This is a genomic window from Microbacterium sp. NPDC057944 (assembly GCF_042887445.1).
In the GTDB taxonomy this organism is placed as follows: Bacteria; Actinomycetota; Actinomycetes; order Actinomycetales; family Microbacteriaceae; genus Microbacterium; species Microbacterium natoriense.
Window position 1 is genome coordinate 1,379,070 of record NZ_JBHVPJ010000002.1, and the last position, 26,164, is coordinate 1,405,233.

Genomic DNA, 26,164 nt, shown 5'->3' on the forward strand with positions numbered 1-26,164 from the left:
TGCCTTTTCAACTACCTATCGCACGCCAGATTCCGCGCTCTTGGAGGCTATCAGCAGGGACCATCGGCGCTGGCAGCCCCTGCTCAGCACAATATTCTCTGAGTTGAAGTTTCGAGCGCTGTTTGAGAATAAGCAAAGCGTTTCCATAATATGGCCGATCGAAATGAGTATCTTCGACTTCGAAGGTGATACCTTTCAGAGCGCTCTTCGGATGCCATGCCCTGACGCTGCGCGCGAGTGTTGATGCGGCTTGATCGCGACTTTTTGCCATGATCGAGTAGCACTCTTCCATAACTTCTCCTCCCTCGTCCCACATGGCGCGACCCCCAAACAATCCCCCCTTCAAGAATGGCCCAATCTGCGCCGCGGCCTCTTGAACTACGTTAGAAAAGGGCCCCGGATACACCACCATTTCAGCAGCCTCATCTGGAACGACTAGTAGATCCTTTATTGCCGAACGCGCAATCAAGGCGCTTGGGTCCGTTGCGGACACAGCCACGTGGCGACGCGAAATCAGAGCAGGCCCCAACAGCTCGGGTGCTTCAAAAATCTCGTGGCTCAGGACATAGGAGTCCGGGACGCCCGCGGCCGAGTACGCATCTTCTACCGACAGTCCCGAAAGGTTGGCGAGAAAGAGTTGCTTATATACGAAAGAGGATACTCCTATCTCTCGCACGAGCAACCGAAGAATTCGACCACTGCGAAAATTGCGCGCGTCGAACCCTTGAGCATCAATGACGCGCCGCAACCGCAGTTGCTCAGACCCCGAGTAATCAGGATTCATCGACAGCTGTTCCTCTGACCTGGAGGGCATTTGCCAAACTTGACCCGATACGCCCGAATATATGTGTACTCGATTCTTCGCGCCGCGTTGAACCCTTTAACCCCTTGGGCGACCCAGCTGAACTTGCACGATTGCTTGAAATAGGCCGAGCAAGCAGCCACCTGAGAGCTTGGCCTTGACGCAAGCGGCAATGCGCTCGTGATTCCATACTTCCAAGTCTTGTTTCCTGCGGGCGCGTAGATGCGATAGACATTGTAGACACTATCAGGCCTGAAATTCGACCCTGTTGGCCGTGGAACGGCCATCGGTTCGGCCCTTGCGATTGCTTTCACTGTGGCGTCGACAAACGCAGCGGCGGCCAGAAGAGTAAATGCTCCGATTCCCAATGCTAGCCAGAAAGTGGGGTTGAGCAAGATGCCGAGCGCGATGATGAGCGGTATCGCTTCCCCAGAGAGGTCGGAGGTGTTGATCGGGTCCGTGGGCCAGACGTAGTCGTTGTCCACCCCACCTTCGATGGGGTCGACCTGCAGGAACCTCCCCAGCGCGGGGACGTACAACCGTGCCCCCATCTCGACCACCGTCGTGGACCCGACGGACTCGGCCTGCTTCAACGCCCCCTGATGCCAGAGCGTGTTCCCTGCGACCTGCCCGCCGTCATCCGAACTGATCGTTCCGATCGCGAGCGTGGTCGGGTCGAGGGGCTGCCCGAACGGGTCCCACAACAGCAACCCGCTCGTCGTCGTCCCCGTCCTCGTGACCAGGGCGTGCCCGCCGAGCCCGGGGAACGACCACGTCACCGTGCCGGCCTGGTTCGTCCACGACACCCCACCTGGCAACCCCACGCTCCGGGTCAGGTCCGCCCCCGACTTCTGCCCCCACGCGGCATCCCCACCCGCCGCGTACAGGTACGTCACCGTCACCGCCGGCGCCGCTCCCGCAGGGTCCGTGGTCCGCGATACGATCCGCCCCGTCGCATCCCGCACCACCTGCACCGACGAACCATCCGCATACGCCGTCCCACTGTGCCGGTTCGCCGCGTCGTAGAAGAACGTCATGTCTCCCAGGCGCTTCGTGTTGCCGCGGACGTCGTACTCGATCTCCGCCGCAGCCACCCCATCAGCGACACTCGTCGCCCCCGAGATCGCACCCGTGACCGTCGAAGAAGTCAACCGATCCGCCCAGTCATAGCAGTACGCCGTCGACGTCGTCACCGCAGCCTGCCCCGGCGCCGTCCACACATCCGTCAAGGCCGTACGATTGCCCGACATCCCCGCCGCGGTGTTCACACCACACCCGCCGGAAGACGCGAACCCGTACGTCAGCTGATGCCCCGGAATCACCGCAGACACCAACCGGCCCGCTGCGTCATACCCGTACGTCGAGGTGTTCGACACCGCACCCGACGCACTCGTCTGCTGCACCACACGACCCGACTGCGACAGCTTCACGCTGTCCGTCACCGTCTGCCCCGCCACCGACCACGTCTGCGACGTCGTCCGCTGCGCCTGATCCCTGCCCACACCGGTCAGCGCCGACCCGTCCGGATACGCGATCTGCTGCAACCGCTGCAGAGAGTCATACGTCACCGACGCCAGCTGCGCCCCGTCGACGGTGACGGTCTTCACCTTCCCGTCCAGGTCGTACGTGTACGCCATCACCGACGCGACACCACCCGCAGGAGTCGTGCTGATCTGCGTCACTCGCCCCGTCGCCGGATCGTACGTCGGCGTCGTCACCGTGTCGAAGACATCCGTGTAGCTCACCGTGCGACCCAGCAGGTCGGTGACCGTCGTCACCTTCGACCCGTTCGCCGACCCTGCAACCGTGACACCCGCCGACACGAAGGAGTACCCGCCGTTCGTCGCCCGCACCGCGCGCGTGGTCGTCGTCGAGATCGTCGCCGTCCCTGTCGGACCCGACACGCTCGACGCGACCACCACACCCCGGTCGTCGTACGTCAGGCACGACCAGGCCGTATCGCCACTGGTCTTCGTGCCCACCGTGCGACCCCACGCGTCATACGCGTACTCGGTCGTGACCGCACCGCCCGACGCCGGCGTCGCACCGGTCACAGACTTCGTCATGCCGAACTGCTTCGTCCCCGAAGGGATGCCGCACACCGCCGGAGCGGCCTCGAGATCGCCGTAATACGCCGACGTCGTCTTCGCCGTCGCCGGAGCACCTGCCGCACCGCCCGCAGGCAGAGTGCGCGTCAGACGGCGCAGCCACCCCGCTGCCCCCGGCTGCTCGTACGTGGTCGCGGTCTTCAGAGCGAGACCGTCAGGATCGACCGTCCCCTCCGTCGCCTGGCCGAGCCACGGATGCTGATACGTCATCGCCGACGATGTGGTCGGTGCAGCCGCCCCGGCGACTGTGGTGGAGTCGTCGGCCGTCGTGCGCGTGACCAGACCGTAGTCCGGCCGCAGCGCCGTGCCGGGCACGATCGCCGCCGTCGTTCCCGACGACGGGGTCCGCCACTTCAACTGCAGTTGCGCGGGTCCGCCGTCTTCCCAGTACTCCACGCGGATGCGCTTGCTCTCGCCTGCGGCGACGGTCACGGGGGCGCCGATCCTGTCGGCCGCGCTGTACGCCCAGCTGTCGAGGACCAGCGTGTCACCGATCCAGATGCGCACACCGTCATCGGCGTTGCCGACGAACGTGTACTGACCCGCTGTCGGGAAGGACACGAGTCCGGTCAGCCGCAACGACCACTTGTCCACCCCGACCCCTGCTCCAGGGCTCGCGGTCGACCAGTTGCGATCGATCGCTCCTCCGGCACCTCCCACACCGAGGTCGAACAGCACCGGCTTGCCGGAGAGGCTCGGGTTGGCGTAGTACGTCGCCTGGAGACCCTGCAGTCCCCCGTCGTACGTCGTCGACGAATGCGCAGGAAGGATGCCGCATCCGCTCACACCGACCGGATTCGGCTTGGGGCGCCCGTCGCTCTGGAAGCAGGCAGACGGAGCGGGGCCGTACGAGTCGGTCGCCCGATCGGTCGACGGGTCGTAGACCGTCGTCGACTTCTGCCCGAGCGAGTTCGTAGCCGACAGCACGAGGTCCTTCGACGGATGCCATTCCTGCGTCGCGGTGACCCCCATCGGACTCGTGCTCGACGTCTGCCGCCATGCCGCGTCGTAGCCCACGGAGCTCGTCATCCCGGCGACACCATCGAGAGAGGCGCTGGTCACTCGGGCGGCCAGGTCATAGCCGTAGTTCTTCTTCGTCCGAGGAGACGCTCCGCCGTCGGCGGACGGGAGCGTGATCGCGCTGACCCTCCCCCCGGCGTACGCGATCTGCGTGCTCACTTGTGCCGCAGGTGGCGGCGCAGCCGCGGTAAGCAGGAAATCGCTCGCTGCAGAATCCTGTACAGACTGGAGCAGACCGTTCGTGTCGTATCCGAACACCGTGCGTTCGCCGCCGGGATCCTCGATCATCCAGAGCCGATCGGACGCATAGTAGAGGTTCGTCGCGGGAGTGTTCGTCGACGACAGCGCCGGATAGACGATCCGGCAGAGTGTGCCCGCCCGCGGCGGAGTGCCGGTGGGAGGCAGAGTCGGGCAGACCGACTGTGCGGCGTCCTGATAGACGAACGAGACCTTGCGACCATAGGTCGATCCGTCTTTCGACAGCGGGTCGACGATCTCTTTCACGGTGCCGTCGCCGTTGTAGATCATGATCGGCGCCGCCGGCTTCTGCCCGTCAGCAGTGGACGTCGCAGACTCTACGAAGCCGTTCGCCGCGAACTGATAGACGACACCACCTTCATCCGTGAACACGACCCGACCGGAGCCGTCGAGCGACACCACGCCGTACTCGCCGGGCGGCGGCGTGTAGCCGCCGTTCGACGTGCGGGTGTACGTATGGGCTCCTCCGGTGGCATCAGTGAGGATCACAGCCTGCGGCTCGATCGTCGCGCGCGACCAAGCGGTCGCATCTCCCGCGATCGGCGTGGATGCCGACCATCCGTCCTGCAGTACCGTCCGCCTGGTCGTGAACCACGAAGCGGGAACGATGAAAGGGCCGTCCGCATCCGCAAGGTCGTCCGCCCACAGCTCGACGAACGCCCCCGAACCGACCTCGAAGTAGTCCAGTTGGAAGGGCACCTCTGCAGTCGACAGATTCTGGTTTCCTGACCAGCCCAGGCCGAAAGCCCCGCTCTCCCACTTGTCATAGATTGTCGCGTTGTTGACGCGAAGCCGAACACCGTCGTCGTGACGAAGGCCGAACTTCCACTGCGACGAGGCATGCGGCACTCGGACGTAGCCCGTCCACTGCGCCATGAAGTAGTCGTTCGGGACTCCGGGCCCGGGAGATCCGGTGGGCCAATCAAACGACACAGCGGAATCGGTCCTCACCATCAGCGGTGACTTGCCTGCGAACGTGTAGCCTGCCGCCGACGTGGGGATGTTACCCAGCGCGTCCTTGGCGTTGTAGTACGACCCGGTCAGTCCTCGATTCGAGACCCCCGCCGACATGGAGTTGTAGCTGAACGACATCCCCATGGGCCCGCCCAGCGTGCTCACGAGCGGCGAAGAGAAAGAAAGGCTCGCGTTTCCGTTCGCGAGATTGACTGCGACAGGACCGGTCGAATCGAAGGGCGACGGACCGGACGAACCGAGTCTCATGTCCACCTTGATCCTCTTCACCCACGCGGGCGTCGTGTTCTTCCCCACGCCGTCTGTCGGCTGCACGATCCACGAGTAGATGTTGCCGTCTCGCAGCGTCCCCTCTGGCACCGTCCACCGGACCTTTCCGTCAGGATCGGCGTTGACGAGTCCGGATGTGAAGATGGCGCCGGACTTGGCATCCGCTCCCGTGGCGATCTTGAACTCGTACTTGACGGTGCCGCCGACGGGAAAGTTGTCGGGGTCGGTGACGGTATCCACCTGAAGCGTCGGCGTGAGGGTCGTGACGGTCTCCGGCTGTCCAGCCGCGTTGCCCGGAGTCGCGGTGCTCTCCGGAGGAGTCGGCGGGACGAGCTGCGTCGTGAACGAGCGCGCTCCTGTCCACCTCACCGTGCTTTGGCCGGCCTCGCCGTCGTGCCCGTCCTTGATGTGCCCCTGCCAGTAGTACGTCACGCCAGGCTGCAACCGCCCTTCGGGCACCGTCGCCTGGTCGCTCGTGACATAGCCCGAATCCCACACAGGGTTGCTCATGTCGCTGTTCGGGGAGACGCGGAACAGATAAGCGACGTTCGAGTACGGTGAGGACCCCTTGCCATCGAACTTGAGCGTCGGAGTCAGTGACATCCCGGTCGCTCCGTTGGCCGGTGAGGCGTGCGAGATGGTCGGGAACGGCCAGTACTCGATCCAGATCGCGGAACTGAGCCTTTTGTGCGTATATGCACCGCTCTCCATGCCGCGGATCATGAAGGTGACTCCCGTGTCCCCCTGGCTCAGAGCCCAGGCGAGACGTGCCCTGATCCCATCGCCAGTGGTCCAGGTCTCGCCGGTGCCGATGCCGTAGTTCGCCACCCAGGTGCCGTAGCACTCGTAGCTCGCGCAGCTGGCGTGGCTTATGTCGCCGTTCTGAAAGTCCGTCGTCCCGAGTCCGTTGAAACCGAGCCCGATCTGCGCGCCTCCGATGAAGTTGCCTGGCACTCCCGAGTAATCGAACTTCACAAGTGAACGCCAGTAGAGGTTCTGATTGTTCTGGCGCGTGTTCCCGACGTGGATCTCCCCGTTGATGACGTTGCCATCGGACTTGTACGCCTTGAGGAAGTTCGGGCCTTGCTGGACGGTCGGGTCGATGTACACCGGGTACTCTCGCTCATCCGCAGTCAGCCACTTCCTGTCGATGCTGAGCGTGTAGCGCCACGAGGTGTCGCCAACGCGTTCGAGCTTCATCGAGGGGTTGACCACCGCGTCCGAGGACTTCTCCTCAACGCCGGAGGAATCCCACGCAACCGGCGCCGGGACGTGCATGACCACTGTTCCCTTGTCGTCGACGAAGTCGACGAGCCCGTCATCCCCTTCTCGAGGAACAAGAGAAGCCGACCGGATGAGCCAGGACCACGAGGAGGTGCCCGGGAGTCCCTTGAGCACCAGCGCTTCCTTGACTCCCGTGTTCTCGACGACGTACTGCAGGTCGGAGTTGAAGGCGACGCCTTCGTAGACCAGCGTGTCGGTGCTCGACTCGCCGTTGACTGCGCGGAGTTCGCCCCTCTCCGCAGCGGCCCCCTCGAAGGTGAATCCCACCTCATGCGAGCCTGATGAGACACGCAGTGCGTTCTTCTCGTCTGCCTTCTGTGCGAACTCAGGCATCAGCGGATGGTTCTCGACATCCCACCCTCCTCCGCGCACAGGCTCGAGCGTCGTTGAGATGGAGTTCCACCCATCCTCCGTCTCGACGTTGATCGGCTCTGCAGACTCCTCCCGGATGCGCGTGCCGTCCGGGCGCTCGTAGGTGGTGGAGAACTCATCCTGGTCGACGATCGGCAAACCTTCGGCCTGCTCTGCGAGCGGAACACCAGGCTTCTCGTCCGTCGTGATGTGTCGTCTCGCCTGCCGCGGAACAGGAAGTGGCGATGCGCTCTTCTCGGTCGTGAGCGTGCTGAATTCGCCACCAGGGATCTCCGAAACCCAGTCCTTCAAGGGCTCAGGCGCTCCACCGAGCCGCGCCACGTCGTCGGCTCCCAGATCTCCGTTGTCGGGGATCTCCCGGGAGTCGGCCGCTGCCGTCTGCACGGAGGCGCCCGCCGACACCAGCACGTCGCCGACTGCCGCCGACTCAGGTGTGATGAGCGCCAAGGCCCCGACGAGAAGACAGGCAAGACCAGCAGCAGGGAGTCGGCGCATGACCGCGGTTCCTTCCGAAGGAGTCGCGGTTCAGTCACCGCACAGCTAAGAGATAGCGGATTCCCAGGATCCTCGCAATATTTCGGTCGGATGGAAGAAACAACATTGCCTATATCCACGAACCACCCCAGACGATAGGTTTTGTTCATGGTCCTTCCCCATCTTCTGCCCCTCGTTCCAGCGCCCGTGACGGCCACCGCAGGAGAAGGACGGATGCCGCTCACCGCCGCCTCCACGGTGTCCGGACCCGCAGCCGACACGGCGCAGCTGATCGGCGCGGTCGCCCGGCGCAGCGGCATCCGACTGTCCTCCGTCGAGGGCGATGCCGACATCACTCTGCGCGTCGATGGCGCCGTCGCGAACCCCGAGGGCTACAGCCTCACGGTCGGCGAGCGCGTCGAGGTCGTCGGTGCCGATGACGCCGGCCTCTTCTACGGCATCCAGACCCTGCTGCAGCTGCTGCGCGAAGACGAAGACGGCTCCTGGGGCCTCCTCCGCGCCACCGTCGCGGACGCGCCCCGCTTCGCCCGCCGCGGCGTGATGCTCGACGTCGCACGCCACTTCTTCGGCGTCGACGACGTCAAGACCTTCATCGACGCGACCAGCGCCCTCAAGTTCAACCACCTGCACATGCACCTGAGCGACGACCAGGGCTGGCGCATCCACATCGACTCCTGGCCGAAGCTCACCGAGCTGGCGGCGACGACATCGGCGAACGGCGACCCCGGCGGCTTCTACTCGAAGGACGACTATCGCGAGATCGTCGCGCACGCGGCGTCCCGCCACATGATCGTGATCCCCGAGATCGACCTCCCCGGCCATACGCACGCGATCGGCGTCGCGTACCCGGAGCTCGTCGAGGCCCCCGTGCTGAACGACGGACTGATCTCGGAGTCCGCGCGCCTCGGCCAGCCGCTCCCCGTCGCCGGCGAGACCTACATCGGCTGGGGCGTCGGGCACTCCAGCGTGCGCATCCACGAGGAGCGCACCTACGAGTTCGTGCGCGACGTCGTGCGCGAGCTCGCCGAGATGACCCCCGGCCCGTACATCCACGTCGGGGGCGACGAGTCGCTCGGAACACCCCAGGCCGATTTCGACCTGTTCGCCGCACGGGCGACCGAGATCGTCGTCGCGGCGGGCAAGACCCCCGTCGCCTGGCACGAGATGGGCTCCGCGGCCGACATCGCGGAGGGCACCGTCGGACAGTACTGGGGCAACACCACCCCGCAGGGCACGCACGCCGAGGAGGCAGCGCACTTCGTCGCACGCGGCGGGGCGCTCATCATGTCGGCCTCGAACGTCGCCTACCTCGACATGAAGTACACGCCGGAGTTCCCGCTCGGACTCGACTGGGCCGCCATCATCGACGTCCGGGCCGCCTACGACTGGGAGCCGACAGCCGTGCTCGACGTTCCAGCCACCGCGATCCTCGGAGTCGAGACCCCGCTGTGGAGCGAGACGACCCGCACCATCTCCGAGGTCGAGCAGCTCGTCTTCCCACGCGCCGCAGCCCAGGCGGAGATCGCCTGGTCGCCGCAGACCGCGCCGGAGCGCACCTGGGACTCCTTCCGCGCACGGCTGGGTGCACTCGCTCCACTGTGGAAGGCTGAGGGGGTCGACTTCCACCCCAGCCCCGAGATCCCCTGGAGCGCACGATGAGCGTCCACACCTCCACGACGGGCTCGCTCGTCATCCACTCCGCCCGCGTCGTGGACGGCGGCGAGATCGTCGAGAACGGCTGGGTGCGATTCGAGCACGGCGCCGTGGCCTCGCGCGGCGCCGGATCGGACTGGGCGCCGGCCGACGAGATCGTCGATGCGTCCGCGGTCGCCGGAGCGGATGCCGTGCTCACGCCGGGCTTCGTCGACATCCATGGCCACGGAGGCGCAGGCGCCGCCTTCGACGACGGGATCGAGGCGATCCGCACCGGCAGGGCGCTGCACCGCGCGCACGGCACGACGCGCGCGGTCATCTCGCTGGTCACGGCCACACTCGACGAGCTCGCGCTCAGCGTCGCCGGCATCGCCGACCTGATGCAGACGGATGCCGACATCCTCGGCTCGCACCTCGAAGGCCCCTTCCTCGATCCCGGGCATCACGGCGCCCACGAACCGACGCTGCTGCGGCACCCGGATGCGGGCGACGTCGAGCGCCTGCTGGAGGCGGGGCGCGGCACGATCCGCCAGATCACGATCGCGCCGGAGCTCCCCGGAGGGCTCGACGCCATCCGGCAGATCGTCGCCGCCGGCACCGCGGCCGCGGTCGGGCACACCGATGCGGATGCCGCGATGGCTGTCGCCGCTTTCGAGGCGGGAGCCTCGATCCTCACGCACGCCTTCAACGCGATGCCCGGCATCCACCACCGCGCCCCCGGGCCGGTGCTCGCCGCAGCGGCCGACCACCGCGTCGTGCTCGAGGCGATCGCCGACAACGTGCACCTCGACCCGCACGTGATCAAGCTCGTGTTCGACTCCGCCCCCGGGAGGGTCGCACTGATCACCGACGCCATGGCGGCCGCGGGCAGCGCCGACGGCCACTACGACCTGGGCGCGGTGAGCGTCACGGTCGAGAACGGGATCGCACGCGCCGACGACACCGGGTCGATCGCGGGCTCCACGCTGACCCAGGACGTGGCTCTGCTGAGGGCCGTGCAGGCGGGCGTGACGCTGCCCGAGGCGGTGCGCGCATTGACCGAGACCCCGGCCCGCGCGATCGGGCGCGGCGAACGGCTCGGCAGCCTGCGGACCGGATCGGTCGGCGACGCCGTGCTTCTCGATGCACAGCTGCGCGTCGCGCGCGTATGGGTGGGTCAGCGGCTCTGAGAACCGCGCATCGCGCGACGACGCGCAGCTCTGCGCTCTCCGGTCGAAACATGTGCGGGGCGGGAGGCCGCCTTCTCCCCAGATCGGCGGCCTCACCCCCACAACAGAGCAGGTGGGCCGGGAACTCCTCCCCCGAGGCTCCCGACCCGCCAGCTGGTGCTGTTACCCCTCGCACCAGCGCCTCAGGACTCCGCCCCCCGGTGGAGCCCTTATGGCTGTCTCTACGTGATGAGACGAACTCAGCCGCCGTTCATTACGCGACTTCCCAGAAAATCTTCGAAAAACTTTCCCCCACACCGGGCCACAGATTCGGAAATAGTGAACGACCTGGACTTTTGGCCAAAACTCAAGATCTGCTTTGGACTTTCGTCAGGGGTGGCCTAGCTGAAAGAATCGGGAGAGAATGGAGAAGACGCGTGATGAAGAGCGGTCTCACGCGTCTCTTCATGTGAAGGCGCACCCGCGCCCCACGACAGATGGATGACTGTGGACGACGAGAACACACTGCACGACGACGCGATCGCGGACGCCGACCTGGTTCTGCGCACCCGCTCGGGTGACGCGACGGCCTTCGGCGAACTGTGGCGACGGCACTATCCGTCCGGCATGTCCGTCGCGCGCTCGATCACGTCTTCGATCGACCCCGACGACCTCGTGCAGGAGTCCTACACCCGCATCTACCAGGCGATCATCAAGGGAGGCGGCCCCAACGGCTCCTTCCGCGCCTACCTCTTCACCAGCATCCGCAACACCGCCGCCGCCTGGGGACGCTCGCGCCGGGAGTCCGCGATCGATGAGCTCGACGCGGTCGCCGACCCCGACAGCACCGAGCAGGCGGCGAACGAGGCCCTCGACCGCGGTCTCACCTCGCAGGCCTTCCGCAGCCTCCCCTCCCGCTGGCAGGAGGTGCTCTGGTACACCGAGATCGAGCAGATGAAGCCCAACGAGGTGGCGCCGCTGCTCGGCATGAAGGCCGGAGCCGTGTCGCAGCTCGCCTTCCGTGCTCGCGAAGGCCTCAGAGAAGCCTGGATCCAGGCGCACCTGCGCAGCGCGGCCCCCGGGTCGGACTGCCAGTGGACGATCGAGCATCTCGGCGCGTACACGCGAGGAAACCTGAGCACTCGCGACCACAAGCGCCTCGAACAGCACCTCGACGAGTGCGCACGCTGCATGATCGTCGCCGCCGAGGCCAAGGACGTCTCGAAGCGCCTCGCGCTCGTACTGCTCCCCCTCGTGCTCGGCATCGCCGGCTCGGCGGGCTACCTCGCCACCCTCCAGGGCGGCGGCGCACCCATCGTCGCGCTGGCGGCCATGCCCTCCAGCGTCGTCCAGGGCGGCGTCGTCGTCGCTGGCGGCGCTGCGGGCGGAGCAGCCGGCGGATCTGCAGGATCCGGAGCCGGAGGCTCTGCGGGCGGCGGCGGCGCAGCAGCGGCCGGAGGCATCTTCACCGGAGTCGGCGCGCTCGTCGGAGCAGGCTCCGCGGCACTCATCGTCGCCGGCGTCGTCGCCGCGGCCACCATCCTGCCGGGCCTCAGCAGCGCAGACCCGTCGACCTCGCTGTCGAACGCCGCGGCGAGCGACTCCTCGTCGATCGCCGCGGACATCGCCCCCGACGACTCGATGTCGTCCGAGGAGACGACCGTCGTCGAGCCGCCGGCACCGCCCGCTCCCCCGGCGCCGCAGCCGCCGGTCGAAGAGGCCTCCGCTCCGGAATCCGCTCCCGTGGTGACGCCGCCGGCGCCCCCGGTGACTCCGGAGAAGCCCGTCGACCCCGTGAAGCCGGTCGACCCCGAGAAGCCCGTCGACCCGATCGATCCCATCGACCCCGTGGACCCGGTTCTGCCTGCGGGGGCCCCGACTTTCGTCTCCGCCGAGGTCACCTGCGCCTGGGACCCGACGGAGTTCATCCCCGTCACGCACTACCGCATCCAGGTCGCCGGCGCGGCGGGCGCGACCGCACAGGTGCTCCTCGACGGATCGACCGCAGGCACGACCGGTGCGGTGCTCGACTCCGCCGGGAGCGGTGTGGTCGATGTGCGCCCGACTTTGTCTCAGATCCTCGACGACGTCGACGTCTCGTTCCAGTACACGCTCCTCCTCCCCGATGGCACGCTGAAGGTCGGCGAGCCCGGCGAGGCGACGGCCCTCTGGGACATCGGCCTCCCGACCGAGTGCGTCCGCATCGGCGACGCTCCCTCGGGAACCGACCCCGGCGATGGAGGCACGGCTCCGGCCGAAGACCCGCTCGCGAGCGACACGCCCGCGTCGATCGCTCCCGAGTCACCCGTGAGCGACCCTGCTCCGGTCGAGCCCGCCGCTCCGGTGGAGCCCGCGGCCCCCGTCGAGCCGGCTACACCGCCCGCACCGGTCGAGCCCGCGCCCGTAGAGACTCCCGCCGCACCTGCTCCTGAGGACTCCGCCGCACCCGCGCAGGCGAGCCTCCTCGGCGCCGCCATCGACACCGTCGCAGACGTCGCCGGCACCGCTCCCGCGCCGGCCGAGTAGCTCCCGAGCGGCGAATAGACTGGGGTCATGCCCCAGGAATCCGCACCCGTACCCGGCGTAGACCGCCCGAACATCACCGCGCTCGACGTGGTGCGCGCCATCGTCCTGGTCGTCGCCGTCGGCACGCTCGCCCTCTGGGGCTTCGCCACCTGGCCGCTGCCGTGGAATGTCGTCCTGGGCATCGGCGCCCCCGTGATCGTCATCCTCGTCTGGGCGCTGTTCCTGTCTCCCAAGCCTGTCCTCCGGCTGCACCCGTTCCTCCGTGCGGCTGTGGAGCTGCTGATCTACGTCGGCGTCACCATCGCCTGGTGGCTCATGTACCAGCCCCTCGTCGGCATCGCCTTCGGCGTCGTCGCCGTCGGCGCCGGACTCGTCAGCGGGCGCCGCAGCCTGTCATGACCGCGCTCGAGCAGCTGACAGCCGCTCTCGGCGACCTCGTCGACACCGCTCCCGCCGCGCTCGAGTCCGCACGGGCCGACCGCTCGGGTCACGCCGCTCCCGGTCTCCCCCTCGCCGTCGTGCACGCCGAGACGGTCGAGCACGTCCAGCAGGTCATGCGCATCGCCACGGCGACCCGCACGCCGGTCGTCGTCAGAGGCGCGGGAACCGGTCTCGCCGGGGCCGCGAACGGAGGCGCGGGAGAGATCGTGCTCTCCACGGCGCGCATGACCGCGGTCACGGAGATCCGCGCCGATGATCTGCTCGCCGTGGTCGAGCCGGGCATCCTCAACGCCGACCTCAACGACCTGCTCGCCGAGCACGGGCTCTGGTGGGCGCCCGACCCCGCCAGCCGCGCGATCTCGACCGTCGGCGGCAACATCGCCACGGGCGCAGGCGGGCTCCTCTGCGCCAAGTACGGAGTCGTGCGCGACGCCGTGCTCGGCGTCGATCTGGTCCTCGCCGACGGACGACTGCTCCACCTGGGGCATCGGAGCGTCAAGGGAGTGACCGGCCTCGATCTCACCTCTCTCGTGATCGGCTCGGAGGGAACACTCGGCGTCGTCGTCGGCGCCACCCTGAAGCTGCGCCGGCTCGTCTCCGGCACCACGTGCACGATCACCGCGACCTTCCCCAGCGTGCGGGCGGCAGCCGTCGCTTCCGCAGCGGTGACGGCGACCGGCATCCAGCCCGCCATCATGGAGCTGATGGATGCGGCGAGCCTGGCCGCGGTCGCCGCTCTGCTCTCCCTCCCCGCGCCGGATGCCGGCATGGCGCAGCTGACCATCCAGACCGACGGTCCCGCCGCCGTCGCCGAGGCGGATGCCGTGGCCGAGGTCCTCCGCACGAGCGGCGGCGCCGTGCAGGTCTCGCACGATCGCGAAGAGGGCGGACGCCTGCTCGCCGTCCGCCGATCCATGCACGCGGCCATGGCAGCGCTCGGCACCACGCTCATCGAAGACGTCTCGGTCCCGCGCAGCGCGATGCCGGCGATGTTCGACGAGATCGCACGCATCGAGCGCGAGTACGCGCTCACGATCCCGACCGTCGCGCACGCCGGAGACGGCAACCTGCACCCGAACTTCATCTTCGATGGTCCCGACGTGCCCGAGCACGTGTGGGATGCCGCTGGCGCGCTGTTCCGCGCCGCCATCGCCCTGGGCGGCACGCTCACCGGCGAGCACGGCATCGGCACTCTGAAGAGCCGCTGGCTGGCCGAGGAGCTGGGCCACGATCAGTGGGAGCTGCAGCGGCAGATCACCAGGGTGTTCGACCCCCTCGGCATCCTGAACCCGGGAAAGGTGTTCCATGCCTGACATCCACGTGAGCGCGGCCGTGATCGTCGACGACGACGGGCGCGTGCTCGTCGTCCGGAAGAACGACACCGTCCGCTTCATGCAGCCTGGCGGCAAGCCGGAGGAGGGCGAGTCCCCCGCGCAGACGCTCGTTCGCGAACTGCACGAGGAGCTCGGCGTGCTGCTCGACGAGGGCGACCTCGAGCCCCTGGGCACGTTCATCTCGGAGGCAGCGAACGAGCCGGGGCACCGCGTGGTCGCCGAGGCCTTCGCCGCGACGGTCGACCCCGCCGCCGTGACGGTCCAGGCCGAGCTCGCGGAACTGCGGTGGATCACCCGCGAGGACGCGGAGACGCTCCCGCTCGCCCCGCTGAGCGTGGAGCACCTGCTGCCGATCGCCTGGTCGCGCTAGGGGCGCACGAACCTCACCCCGTTTCGTCTCGCTCCGCTCGCTCAACGACCGACAGCGGACTCGAGTCGAGCGACCGAGACGAATGCTCCGGTCACCCGGCCGTTGAGCGAGGACGCGCAGCGACCGAGACGAAACGCCCCGTGATCCGCGCGACCTCCGGGCGAGACGACCCCGCCGGCAGGGCGGGTCAGATGCCCTGCCAGGCCGGCTTGTTCGCGAACGTGTAGCGGTAGTAGTCGGCGAGCTTCAGGCGCGACGCGGCGGCCTCGTCCACGACGACGGTCGCGTGCGGGTGCAGCTGGATGGCCGATCCGGGGAGGATCGCAGAGAGCGGCCCCTCGACGGCATCCGCCACCGCCTGCGCCTTGCCCTCGCCGAACGCGAGCAGCACGAGGTGCCGCGCCCGCAGGATCGTCCCGAGCCCCTGGGTGATGCAGTGGCGGGGCACGTCGTCGATCGAGTCGAAGAAGCGGGCGTTGTCCTCACGGGTCTGCTCGGTGAGGGTCTTGACGCGCGTGATGGAGGCGAAGGACGAGCCGGGCTCGTTGAACCCGATGTGTCCGTCGGTGCCGATGCCGAGGATCTGCAGGTCGACGCCGCCCGCCGCCGTGATGGCCGCCTCGTAGTCCTCTCCCGCGTGCTGGATGGTCGCCTCGGCGCCGTTGGGCACGTGGATGCGCTGAGGGTCGAGTCCGAGCGGCTCGACGACCTCCCGGGTGATCACCGAGCGGTAGCTCTCGACGTGCGCGGGGTCGAGGCCGACGTACTCGTCGAGGGCGAAGCCGCGCACCTGCGAGACGTCGACACCGGCGAGCCGCGAGCGCAGGGCCTGGTAGACCGGCAGCGGGGTCGAGCCCGTGGCGAGCCCGAGAACCGCATCCGGACGGCCGGTGATCAGCTCGACGATCTCGGCGGCGACCAGCTCCCCTGCGGCTTCCTTGTTCTCGACGATGACGACTTCAGCCATGGGAAACGATCTCCTTCGAAGGGACGGACGCGCCCACGAGGGCGGCGCCGAAAGCGGCCGCCGGAGACCCGGCGGGGAGCATCTCGATTCTCTCATCCAGGTGGAGAGAGCGCATGAACGGCGACGATGCAGCGCCGGCCAGAAGAGCAGAGCGGATGCCGTCTTCGAGACGGTCTCCGAGGGCGGTGAGGCCACCGCCGATGATGACCCTGTCGACGTCCGCCGAGAGGACGAGGACGCGCACTCCGGCAGCGCCCCCGGCGAAGAGGTCGGCACGGAGGGCGAGCGCGAGCGGGTCGCCGGACTCCGCGGCATCCAGGATGTCCCGCACGGGGAGCGCACCGGGGCGCCCCCAGGCCTTGGCCAGAGCACCGCCGCCGCAGAGCGTCTCCACGCAGCCGACCTGGCCGCATCCGCAGAGTCTGCCGTTCGGGTCGACGGAGAGGTGGCCGACCTCGCCGGCCGTGCCGCGGGAGCCGCGCCAGATCCGGCCGTCGACGACGATGCCGGCGGCGACGCCGGTGCCGAGGTTCAGGTACGCCATCGATCCCGCCGCTCCGCGCAGCACCGCAGCGCCGAGGGCGGCGGCCTTGACATCGTTCTCCACGCGGAATCCGATGCCGAGACGGGCGCTCGCGAGCTCCGCGAGGTCGAGGGACTCCACGCCGAGGTTGACGGCGTGCAGCACACGGCCGGACTCCTCGTCGACGAGTCCGGGGATGCCGACTCCGACCGACCCGATGTCGGCCAGGTCGAGGCCCGAGTCCGCGGCGAGCGTGGTGACGGCGTCGACGACGTTCGCGACGACCTCCTCGCCACCCCATCCGCTCAGGCGACGGACGCGTCCGATGATCTCGTCGTCCTCCCCCACCGCGACGGCGTCGATCTTGGTCCCACCGACGTCGAGGCCGACCCGGACCGGCCTCGCGGTCACGAGACTCCCAGCTGGCTGGAGAGCACCATCACCGCGGCTCCGCGCAGGACGATGTCGTCCTGCTGCGTCAGGCGGATCTCCACGTCTTCGAACACGCCCTCCAGAGTGCGGGCGTGAAGGGTCTCGATGGCGGCGTCGATGAGGGTCCCGGCGAGCAGTTCGGCCGGGCCCGACAGCACGACCTCGGAGAGGTCGAGCGCGGCGACGATCGGAGCGATGCCGATGGCCATGCGGGTGCCGGCGTCGCGCAGGATCTCGTCGCGAGACTCGGGGGTCGCGTCGATCGCGGCGCTGAGCCTGCTGACGCTCAGCCAGGCCTCCAGGCATCCGTCCTTGCCGCACGCGCAGCGCGGACCGCCGTCGGTGCCGACCACGACGTGGCCGATCTCGCCCGCGGCGAAGCGACTGCCCAGCAGCGGCTGGCTGCCGGTGATCAGACCGGCGCCCACTCCGCGGCCGATCTTGATGAGCATGAAGTCGGCCTTCGCCTCGCCGAAGGTGTACTCGGCGAGGACGGCGGCGTTGGCGTCGTTGCGCACCAGCACGGGCAGGTCGAGGTCGATGCCGAGCTTCGCCTCGAGCGGCAGGTTCGTCCAGCCGAGGTTCGGCGAGCTGAGCACGAGCCCGTCGGGGCGCACGACACCGGGGGTGCCGAGGCCGACTCCGAGCACCGGCTGCGTCGCCGCGGCCACGAGGGTGCGGGCGAGCTCCAGCGTCGCCGCATAGGCGGCGGTGCCGTCTGCGGCCTCGGGGCGCGGCACCTCACGGCGCTCCAGCACGTCGCCGTCGAGGCTCAGGACGGCGCCGACGAAGGCGCTCGGACCCGAGAGGTCGATTCCGACGATCTGGTGGCCGACGCGATCGATGTCGATCAGGATCGGAGGCTTGCCAGGGCCCACGGTCTCGCGGATGCCCATCTCGACGACGATGCCGTCGGCGATGAACTCGGCGACGAGGTCGGAGATCGTCACGCGGGTCAGTCCGGTCTCCCTGGAGAGGTCCGCCCGGCTCATCGCCCCTGCGTGGTAGAGCGTCTGCAGAACGAGGGCGCGGTTGTGCCCGCGGGCGTGCTCGGGGAGCACTTTGGAACGGGAGCGCAGGTGGCGTCCGGGCCCGAAGGCGTGAGTGTTCGCACCGGCGTAGTCTGACGACGATGGAGGACGCGTTTCATCCGATACGGACATGTTTGTTAGTAGACCTTACGAACAAAATTTACGCAACCCCCGCCACACGGTGCGGAACGAGGGTTACCAAAACGTTACATTACTTCGGCGATGATGTCGCCGCCGCTTCCGCCCTCTCTACGAGACGTTCGACCAGTCCCGCGACGATCTCCTCGCGCTGAGCGATCGTCAGCGGCTTCCCGGGGATGCCGGGTCGACGCTGTGCGGGAGTCGGACCGTCGAGGGGACGATACCGCACCCCCGCCTGCGCGAGGCGACGGAGATGGGTCGGCAGGCGTCGCGAGAAGTCCGCGACGTCACCGGAGTCCCCGCCCTCCCACAGCCGTTCGGCGATCGCCGACAGGCGGGGGAAGGCCGAGAAGTCCACGCGGTCCCTGGTCGGCAGATGCTCGGTCCAGATGTTCGCCTGGCCGCCCGCCGCCCCCGGCTCGACCCGGAGCGAGTACGCCCGCTCGATCGTGAGCGGCGGCCCCACCCTGATCGGCTCCTCCTCCGAGTCGGACTGCGGATAGTCGAGGTACACCTCCAGATCGGGGCAGGCGATCACGGGGATGCCGCGGCGGAGCGCCTCGCGCATGGCGGCGGGTCCGCGCCAGGCGAGGATCTCCACGCCGTCCGGGACATCCCCCTCCAGCACCTCGTCCCAGGCGAGCGCCGTGCGGCCGTTGCGCCGCACCCGCTCCACGAAGTGCGCCGTGAACCACGGCTGCACGTCGTGCGGATCGTCGAGCCCGAGCTCGCGCATCCGCTCCCCCGCTGCGGCGCTCTCCGCCCACTCCGTGACCGGCACCTCGTCACCGCCGATGCCGATCCAGGGAGAGTCGAACAGAGCGCACAGCGCGTCGATGGCCGCGTAGCCGAACGCGAGCGACGCGTCCGTCGGCGCGAGCGTGCGCGGATTCACCCCGAAGCGCTCCCACGCCGAAGACGGCGGCTCTCCGACGTCGAGGTTGCCGAGTTCCGGGTAAGCGGCGAGTCCCGCCTGGATGTGGCCGGGCAGCTCCACCTCCGGAACGATCGTCACGAACCGCTCGGCGGCGTAGGCGACCAGCTCGCGCAGCTCGGCATCCGTGTAGAAGCCCTCGTGCACGCCCGGCTCGACCGTCGCCAGGACGCCGTGACCGCGCTGCGTCGCCTCGCGGCGGGCGCCGACCTCCACGAGCCGCGGGTAGCCCGGCACCTCGAAACGCCACCCCTGGTCATCGGTGAGGTGCAGATGCAGCACGTTCAGGTGGTGGTCAGCGAGCAGATCGATCAGGCGGCGCACGTCCTCCGCCGGACGGAAGTGCCGCGCGACGTCGAGCATGGCACCGCGCCAGCCGTACGCCGGCGACCCCTCCCACGTTCCCGCGGGTATCCGCGCGGAGTCCGCTCCCGGCTCTCGCAGCTGTCGCAGCACGGTCGCCCCGCGGAACACCCCCGCAGGGCTCGCCCCGCACACGTCGATGCCGTCGGCGGCGACGACGACGCGGAACGCCTCCGCCCCGATGCACCCTTCTGCGTCCGGAGCCGCGGCGAGCGACTCGTCGATCCGCAGACGGATCGCCGGCAGCGCGCCGTCCGTCTCCCCGCCGAGGCGGGCGGCGCTCGATGCGAGATCGGGCGAGGCGATGATCGGCGTAACCGATGTCCAGACGAACGCCGGGGCCGACGGATCGATCACGCTGCGTACGAGCGGGACCGTCGCGCGGTGCGGAGCGGGCGGCATCCGCAGCGCCGCTCCGGGCGTCGCACCGGTGACGGCTCCCCGCTCGACGACAGGGACGCCGCCGACGAGCACCTCGACGACGCCGATCGGGGCCTCCCTCGGCGACTCGAAGGTCGCTCCGGCCGCCACCGTCTCGGGATCGAACAGGACCAGATCGGCGGTGGCGCCCTCGCGGATCACTCCACGCGGCGCATCGCCGCGGTCGAGACCGAGCCGGGCGGCGGGTGTCCCGGCGAGATGGCGCACGGCCTCCTCCAGCGTCAGCACGCCGAGCTCACGCACATAGTGCCCGAGATAGCGGACGAACGTCCCGCGCCCGCGAGGATGCGGCCGGGCGCCGATGAGGATGCCGTCGCTGCCCCCGCTGTGGCGCGGATGCGCCATGATCGCACGCACGTTGTCCTCGTCGCCGATGTGCATGAGGATGCCGGTCGCTCCGGCATCCTGCACGATCGTGTCGAGCACGACGTCGACCGGGCGCCGCCCGGAGTCCGCGGCGATCTCCTCCACCGTGCGCCCGACGAGGTCGGCCAGCTCCGGTGCGGTCGTGCCGGAGATCTGGATCGCGCTCCAGTCGGCCTTCTCGCCGTGGAACCCGTCGCAGCCGATGTCCTCCAGCTCGACGCGCACGGCCTCACGGCCCTCGTCGTTCAGCGCGGAGATCGTGGCGAGCAGATCGCCGCTCTCGGAGAGCCTGCTGGGGAGCAGGGCCGCCAGCGTGGTCGCCCCGGGGAGGTAAGGGTAGGTGTCGAGCGTCACGTCGACGCCGTCGGCGATCGCCGCGTCCACGAGCGCGAGCAGCTCGGCCGCCCTCCCCCGATTGGGTGCGAAGTTCATGGTGGCGTGGGTGAGGTGCACGGGGCAGCCCGTGCGGCGGCCGATCTCGATCGCCTCGCGGTAGGCGTCGAGGGCGGCGCCTCCGTAGCTGCGCGTGTGCGGAGCCCAGTATCCGCCGCGCTCGGCGACCACGCGGCACAGCGCCTCGAGCTCCGCGGTGTCGGCGTACATCCCCGGGGTGTAGGTGAGCCCGCTCGACATGCCGAACGCGCCCGCGTCGAGCGCCTCGCCGAGCAGATCCGACATCGCGGCGATCTCACCGACGGTCGCCCTCCGGTTCTCGTGGCCGACCACCATCATCCGGAGGTTGCCCTGCGGGACCAGGGCGGCCGCGTTCGCCACCGCTGCGGCGTCGATCGCATCGAGCAGGTCGCCCATCGTGCGCCACGGAACGGATGCCGGCGTGCCGTTCCAGCCCGCGATCTGCGCGGGGATCACGGATGCCGTCGCCTCGTCGAGCGGCGCGTAGCCGAGCCCGTCCTGGCCGAGGACCTCGGTCGTCACCCCCTGCAGGATCTTCGCATCGTGACGTGCGCCCTCGAGCACGGCGAGCTCGCTGTGCGCGTGCATGTCGATGAATCCGGGCGCGAGGACCAGACCGGTCGCATCGACCTCCACCGCGCCGGGTGGAAGCTCGACATCGCCGCCGAGACCGTCGCGCATCAGCGCGACCACTCTGGCACCCTCGATCGCGACATCCGCGAGGAAGCGCGGGGCGCCGGTGCCGTCGACGACCGTCGTGTTCCGATAGACCCGTACCGGCTTCTCCGAGCTCAGAAGCATCCCGCCACCGCCGCTCGCGCGCACAGGTGAACGGCGTTCGGAATTAGTACAGGCATCTAACAACGCTACTAGTCTTGAGCCATGACTGTGAAGACCCGCGTTTCCACCGACGCCGCCCCCGCTCCCGCACACACGTTCTCCCAGGGTGTCCGCAAGGGCCCGATCGTCCAGGTCTCCGGGCAGGGTCCGGTCGATCCGGTGACCAACGAGTACCTCTTCCCCGGTGACGTCGCCGCGCAGACCACGCGCACCCTCGAGAACGTCAAGGCCATCGTCGAGGCCTCGGGAGCGACCTTCGACGACGTCGTGATGCTGCGCGTCTACCTCACCACGCGCGAGGACTTCCCGATCATGAACGAGGCCTACGGCGCCTTCGTCACGGCGCACACGACCAGCGGAGTGCTGCCGTCCCGCACGACCGTCTTCACCGGTCTTCCGCGCGAGGAGATGCTGGTCGAGATCGACGGGCTCGCGGTCGTCGACTGACCCCTACGGGATCGCAGGAGACCTGGGGTTTTCCGTTGCCTCCTCGTTACCTGCGATCCCGTACAATTAGTGGACAAAAGAGCCACGTGAGAGCCGGGGGGTGAAGTTCGTGACCGATCTGATTTCAGCGCCGGACGCTGCGACCGGGAAGCTGGTGGATGCCACCGCGCCCGGCGAGGGTCCCGCGTCCATCTCGCCCGCCGACGACGCGCCCACGCAGGCCCTGCCGCCCACCGATGGCGAACAGCCTCTCGCCTGGGCTCCGATTGAACCTGCCCCGAAGAAGAAGCGCCTCGGACTCTGGATCGGCCTCGGCGTCGGCGTCCTCGCTCTCGGAGCCGGTGCGGCATCCATGATCCTCATCGCCCCCGGCACCACCGTCGCCGGCGTGTCCGTCGGCTGGATGACGCCGGGAGCCGCCGCCGACGCGATCAGCGCCCACGTCGCCGAGACGAAGATCACGCTCACCGGGGCCGGCGACGACGCCGTGCTGACCGGCGCCGACCTCGGGGCGTCGATCGACGCCCGCGAGCTCGCCGACAAGGCCTTCTCGTCGAATCCGATGTGGAACGTCACCGCGTGGGGCGCCGCCCTTCCCGGCACGATCACCCTCGACGAGGCGAAGTCCGAGGCCGCGCTGCGCGACGCCGTTCCGTCGAGCTTCATCGACCCGGTCGATGCGTCCGTCGCCTTCGACCCGGCCACCGGCGCCTATGCGGTCACCCCGGCCGAGGCGGGCACGGCGATCGACGTCGACGACCTCGCCGCCGCGATCTCCGAGACCGTGTCCGATGGCGGCAAGAACCTGGAGTTCTCCGGCGACCCGACGCCCGCCATGGCGGCGGTCACCGACGAGAACGCCACGACGATCGCGACCTCGCTGAACACGCTGCTCGGCACCATCGGCTTCTACGTCGGCGATGAGCGCACCGTTCCCGTCGACGCCGCCACCGCAGCGAGCTGGCTCAAAGTCGTCGACACCGACGGGAAGCTCAGCATCGAGGCCGACCCCGCGCTGATCCAGGCGACCGTCGACACCCTGCCCGGCCTCGTCGACCGGGCGCCGGTGAACGCGGCGAACGTCACCAACTCGGCCGGCAAGGTGCTGCGCGCTGAGACCGCAGGAGTCAACGGACGCACGATCGGCGACACCTCCGACATCGCGTCGGACTTCGCGACCCAGCTCGAGAGCGGCGACGGCATCTACCCGCTCACCGTCACCGAGACGCCGTTCCAGTCCGTGAACCTGGTGCGCACCGCCGACGTGAACCTCAGAACCCAGACGGCGAGCTTCTACGAGAACGGCCAGCTGGTCAACTCCTGGAAGATCTCCTCCGGGGCCGCAGGGCACGAGACGCAGACCGGCAACTTCACGATCCGGGCGCACGTGCGCATCCAGGACATGAAGGGCGCCGACTACGTCACGAAGGACGTCCCCTGGGTCACCTACTTCAACGGAGACCAGGCGTTCCACGGCACGTACTGGCACAACAACTTCGGACGGGTCATGAGCCACGGCTGCGTGAACATGCCCATCTCCGCCGCGAAGTGGGTGTACGACTGGGCGCCGGACGGCGTCGAGGTCTCGGTCCACTACTGAGCAGCTGAGAGAGCGCCCGTCGGTTCACCGGCGGGCGCTCTCCCGTATGTGCTCGCGCGACCTGGGGCGACGTCGACCGCTCGGGCACATCGGACGGCGACCGACCCCCTTGCATCCGAGATTCGGATGATCTGCCGTTTCTCGGAGGTTATCCCCCGGATCATCCGAAAAACGGCGCTGCGTCCTTTGGGCCCGCATCGACAAAGAGAGGGACCGGATGCTCTCGGCATCCGGCCCCTCTCGTCGTTCAGATCACGCCAGGGCGTCGACGATCCCGTTCAGCGTGGCCGACGGGCGCATGACGGCGGTCACGAGCGCGTCGTCCGGGCGGTAGTAGCCGCCGATCTCGACCTTCTGACCCTGCACCGCGTTCAGTTCGGAGACGATCTTCTCCTCGTTCGCGGCGAGCTCCGCGGCGATCGGGGCGAATGCCGCGGCGAGCTCGGCGTCCTTCGTCTGCGCGGCCAGCTCCTGCGCCCAGTAGAGGCCGAGGTAGAAGTGGCTGCCGCGGTTGTCGATCGTGCCGAGCGCGCGGCCCGGCGAGCGGTCCTCCTCGAGGAAGGTGCCGGTCGCGGCGTCCAGCGTCTCGGCGAGCACGCGCGCTTTCTCGTTGCCGGTGCGGTCGGCGAAGTGCTCGAGCGAGGCCGCGAGCGCGAAGAACTCGCCGAGCGAGTCCCAGCGCAGGTAATTCTCCTCGACGAGCTGCTGCACGTGCTTCGGCGCGGAGCCGCCCGCACCGGTCTCGAACAGACCGCCGCCCGCGAGCAACGGGACGATCGAGAGCATCTTCGCCGACGTGCCGACCTCGAGGATCGGGAACAGGTCGGTGAGGTAGTCGCGCAGCACGTTGCCGGTCACCGAGATGGTGTCGAGGCCGTGCCGCATGCGCGCGAGCGTGTAGCGCGTGGCCTCCTCGGGGGCGAGGATCGTGATCGTGAGGCCCTTGGTGTCGAGGGTCGCCAGACCCTGGTGCACCTTGGCGATGATCTGCGCGTCGTGCGAGCGGTTGGCGTCGAGCCAGAACACGGCGGGAGCACCCGTGGCGCGAGCACGACCGACGGCGAGCTTCACCCAGTCCATGACGGGGATGTGCTTGGTCTGGGTCGCGCGCCAGATGTCACCCTTGCCGACCTCGTGCTCGATGAGGACGGTGCCCTCGCTGTCGAGCACCTGCACGGTGCCGGCGGCGGCGATCTCGAAGGTCTTGTCGTGGCTGCCGTACTCCTCGGCCGCCTGCGCCATGAGGCCCACGTTCGGCACGGTGCCGATCGTGGCGGGGTCGAGCGGGCCGTTCGCGATCACGTCGTCGATCACGGCCTGGTAGACCCCGGCGTAGGAGGAGTCGGGGATGACGGCCAGGGTGTCGGCCTCTTCACCGGACCTGCCCCACAGCTTGCCGCCGTTGCGGACGAGCGCGGGCATCGAGGCGTCGACGATCACGTCGCTGGGAACGTGCAGGTTCGTGATGCCCTTGTCGGAGTTCACGTACGACAGACGCGGACCCGCGGCGATGGCCTTGTCGAACGCCGCGGCGATCTCGGCGCCGCCCGTGACGTTCGCGAGCCCGGCGAGGATCGAACCGAGTCCGTCGTTCGCGTTCAGGCCCGCGGCCGCCAGCTGCTCGCCGTACTGGTCGAACACGTCGGCGAAGAACGCCTTCACGACGTGGCCGAAGATGATCGGGTCGCTGACCTTCATCATGGTGGCCTTGAGGTGCACCGAGTACAGCACGTCGTCGGCCTTCGCCGTCTCGAGCGTCTCCGCGAGGAAGGCGTCGAGTGCGGATGCCGAGAGGAACGTCGCGTCGATGATCTCGCGCGGCAGGACCTTCAGCCCCTCCTTCAGCACCGTGACGGTGCCGTCAGCGGCCGTATGGCGGAAGCTGAGCACGTCGTCGTGGGCGGCGACCCAGGAGCGCTCGTTGTGCTTGAAGTCGTCGTGGCCGAGCGTGGCGACGCGGGTCTTCGAGCCCTCGGCGAACGGCTTGTTGCGGTGCGGGTGCTTCTTGGCGTAGTTCTTCACCGCGAGCGGGGCGCGGCGGTCGCTGTTGCCCTCGCGCAGCACGGGGTTGACCGCGGAGCCCTTGATGCGGTCGTAGCGGGCGCGCACGTCCTTCTCTTCCAGCGAGCTCGGCTCGTCGGGGAAGTCGGGGATGTCGTAGCCCGCGGCCTGCAGTTCGGCGATGGCGCCCTTGAGCTGGGGGATGGATGCCGAGATGTTCGGCAGCTTGATGATGTTCGCCTCGGGCAGGGTCGCGAGGCCGCCGAGCTCTGCGAGGGCGTCTCCCACCTGCTGCTCGGGAGCGAGCTTCTGGGGGAAGGCGGCGAGGATGCGACCGGAGAGCGAGATGTCGCGGGTCTCGACCTCGATTCCCGCCTGGCCGGTGAAGGCCTTGATGATCGGGAGGAGGGAAGCCGTGGCGAGTGCCGGAGCCTCGTCTGTGTGCGTGTAGATGATGGCGTCGTCGGTCACCGGGAGGTTCTCCGTTCACGGGGTGATTTGTCTCGATACCAAGATACCTGAGCGACCCTGCGCCCGCTGTCCGCCGGGTCCGGCATCCGTCCGCCGATGGGAAATGTGTCCCGGCTGCGTGTGCGTGCGCCCGCGAGGGG

15 protein-coding genes are annotated in these 26,164 nt (G+C 68.6%); 8 read left to right on the top strand and 7 right to left on the bottom strand.

Features of this window, described 5'->3' with window-relative positions:
• Positions 1-7: 7 nt before the first annotated feature.
• Together ACFVRO_RS15980 and ACFVRO_RS15985 are read right to left on the bottom strand one after the other, a co-directional pair.
• Complete coding sequence (locus tag ACFVRO_RS15980; protein WP_386954049.1) at positions 8-784, bottom strand: hypothetical protein; 777 nt, start codon at positions 782-784, stop codon at positions 8-10.
• Positions 781-7,581, bottom strand: coding sequence for a PA14 domain-containing protein (locus ACFVRO_RS15985; RefSeq protein ID WP_386954051.1), 6,801 nt, complete (start codon positions 7,579-7,581; stop codon positions 781-783). Before ACFVRO_RS15985 ends, ACFVRO_RS15980 begins: the two co-directional genes overlap by 4 nt.
• A 147-nt stretch (positions 7,582-7,728) precedes the next feature.
• Here ACFVRO_RS15985 and ACFVRO_RS15990 point away from each other — a divergent pair, with 147 nt between their 5' ends.
• From ACFVRO_RS15990 to ACFVRO_RS16015, 6 genes are all read left to right on the top strand, one after another.
• Positions 7,729-9,240 carry a family 20 glycosylhydrolase gene (locus tag ACFVRO_RS15990; protein ID WP_386954054.1) on the top strand — a complete coding sequence of 504 codons (1,512 nt, stop codon included), beginning with the start codon at positions 7,729-7,731 and terminating at the stop codon, positions 9,238-9,240.
• Positions 9,237-10,403, top strand: a complete 1,167-nt coding sequence (locus ACFVRO_RS15995) for an N-acetylglucosamine-6-phosphate deacetylase (RefSeq protein WP_386954057.1) — start codon at positions 9,237-9,239, stop codon at positions 10,401-10,403. Before ACFVRO_RS15990 ends, ACFVRO_RS15995 begins: the two co-directional genes overlap by 4 nt.
• Positions 10,404-10,883: 480 nt before the next feature.
• A complete protein-coding gene (locus ACFVRO_RS16000) occupies positions 10,884-12,908 on the top strand; it encodes a sigma-70 family RNA polymerase sigma factor (protein WP_386954060.1) in 2,025 nt (674 codons plus the stop codon).
• A 27-nt stretch (positions 12,909-12,935) separates the two neighbouring features.
• Positions 12,936-13,307 carry a YrdB family protein gene (locus tag ACFVRO_RS16005; protein ID WP_386954063.1) on the top strand — a complete coding sequence of 124 codons (372 nt, stop codon included), beginning with the start codon at positions 12,936-12,938 and terminating at the stop codon, positions 13,305-13,307.
• On the top strand, positions 13,304-14,662 hold the full coding sequence (locus tag ACFVRO_RS16010) for an FAD-binding oxidoreductase (RefSeq protein WP_386954065.1): 1,359 nt from the start codon (positions 13,304-13,306) through the stop codon (positions 14,660-14,662). Before ACFVRO_RS16005 ends, ACFVRO_RS16010 begins: the two co-directional genes overlap by 4 nt.
• Positions 14,655-15,053 carry an NUDIX domain-containing protein gene (locus ACFVRO_RS16015; protein ID WP_105677125.1) on the top strand — a complete coding sequence of 133 codons (399 nt, stop codon included), beginning with the start codon at positions 14,655-14,657 and terminating at the stop codon, positions 15,051-15,053. Before ACFVRO_RS16010 ends, ACFVRO_RS16015 begins: the two co-directional genes overlap by 8 nt.
• A gap of 187 nt (positions 15,054-15,240) precedes the next feature.
• Here ACFVRO_RS16015 and nagB read toward each other — a convergent pair whose 3' ends face one another.
• From nagB to ACFVRO_RS16035, 4 genes are all read right to left on the bottom strand, one after another.
• Complete coding sequence (gene nagB, locus ACFVRO_RS16020) at positions 15,241-16,020, bottom strand: glucosamine-6-phosphate deaminase (RefSeq protein ID WP_223586898.1); 780 nt, start codon at positions 16,018-16,020, stop codon at positions 15,241-15,243.
• Complete coding sequence (locus ACFVRO_RS16025; protein WP_386954068.1) at positions 16,013-16,954, bottom strand: ROK family protein; 942 nt, start codon at positions 16,952-16,954, stop codon at positions 16,013-16,015. Before ACFVRO_RS16025 ends, nagB begins: the two co-directional genes overlap by 8 nt.
• Positions 16,951-18,138 carry an ROK family protein gene (locus ACFVRO_RS16030; protein ID WP_386954071.1) on the bottom strand — a complete coding sequence of 396 codons (1,188 nt, stop codon included), beginning with the start codon at positions 18,136-18,138 and terminating at the stop codon, positions 16,951-16,953. The genes ACFVRO_RS16025 and ACFVRO_RS16030 overlap by 4 nt, the downstream gene beginning before the upstream one ends.
• 79 nt (positions 18,139-18,217) lie before the next feature.
• On the bottom strand, positions 18,218-21,466 hold the full coding sequence (locus tag ACFVRO_RS16035) for a family 20 glycosylhydrolase (protein WP_386954072.1): 3,249 nt from the start codon (positions 21,464-21,466) through the stop codon (positions 18,218-18,220).
• An 81-nt stretch (positions 21,467-21,547) separates the two neighbouring features.
• On the opposite strand from ACFVRO_RS16035, the gene ACFVRO_RS16040 reads away from it, so the two are divergent.
• Together ACFVRO_RS16040 and ACFVRO_RS16045 are read left to right on the top strand one after the other, a co-directional pair.
• The gene (locus ACFVRO_RS16040) at positions 21,548-21,952 is read left to right on the top strand and encodes a RidA family protein (RefSeq protein ID WP_386954073.1); all 405 of its coding nucleotides are present in this window, start codon (positions 21,548-21,550) and stop codon (positions 21,950-21,952) included.
• Positions 21,953-22,061: 109 nt separating this feature from the next.
• Positions 22,062-23,552, top strand: a complete 1,491-nt coding sequence (locus ACFVRO_RS16045) for a L,D-transpeptidase family protein (protein WP_386954074.1) — start codon at positions 22,062-22,064, stop codon at positions 23,550-23,552.
• A 252-nt stretch (positions 23,553-23,804) separates the two neighbouring features.
• Here ACFVRO_RS16045 and ACFVRO_RS16050 read toward each other — a convergent pair whose 3' ends face one another.
• On the bottom strand, positions 23,805-26,024 hold the full coding sequence (locus ACFVRO_RS16050; RefSeq protein WP_386954077.1) for an NADP-dependent isocitrate dehydrogenase: 2,220 nt from the start codon (positions 26,022-26,024) through the stop codon (positions 23,805-23,807).
• Positions 26,025-26,164: the final 140 nt, after the last annotated feature.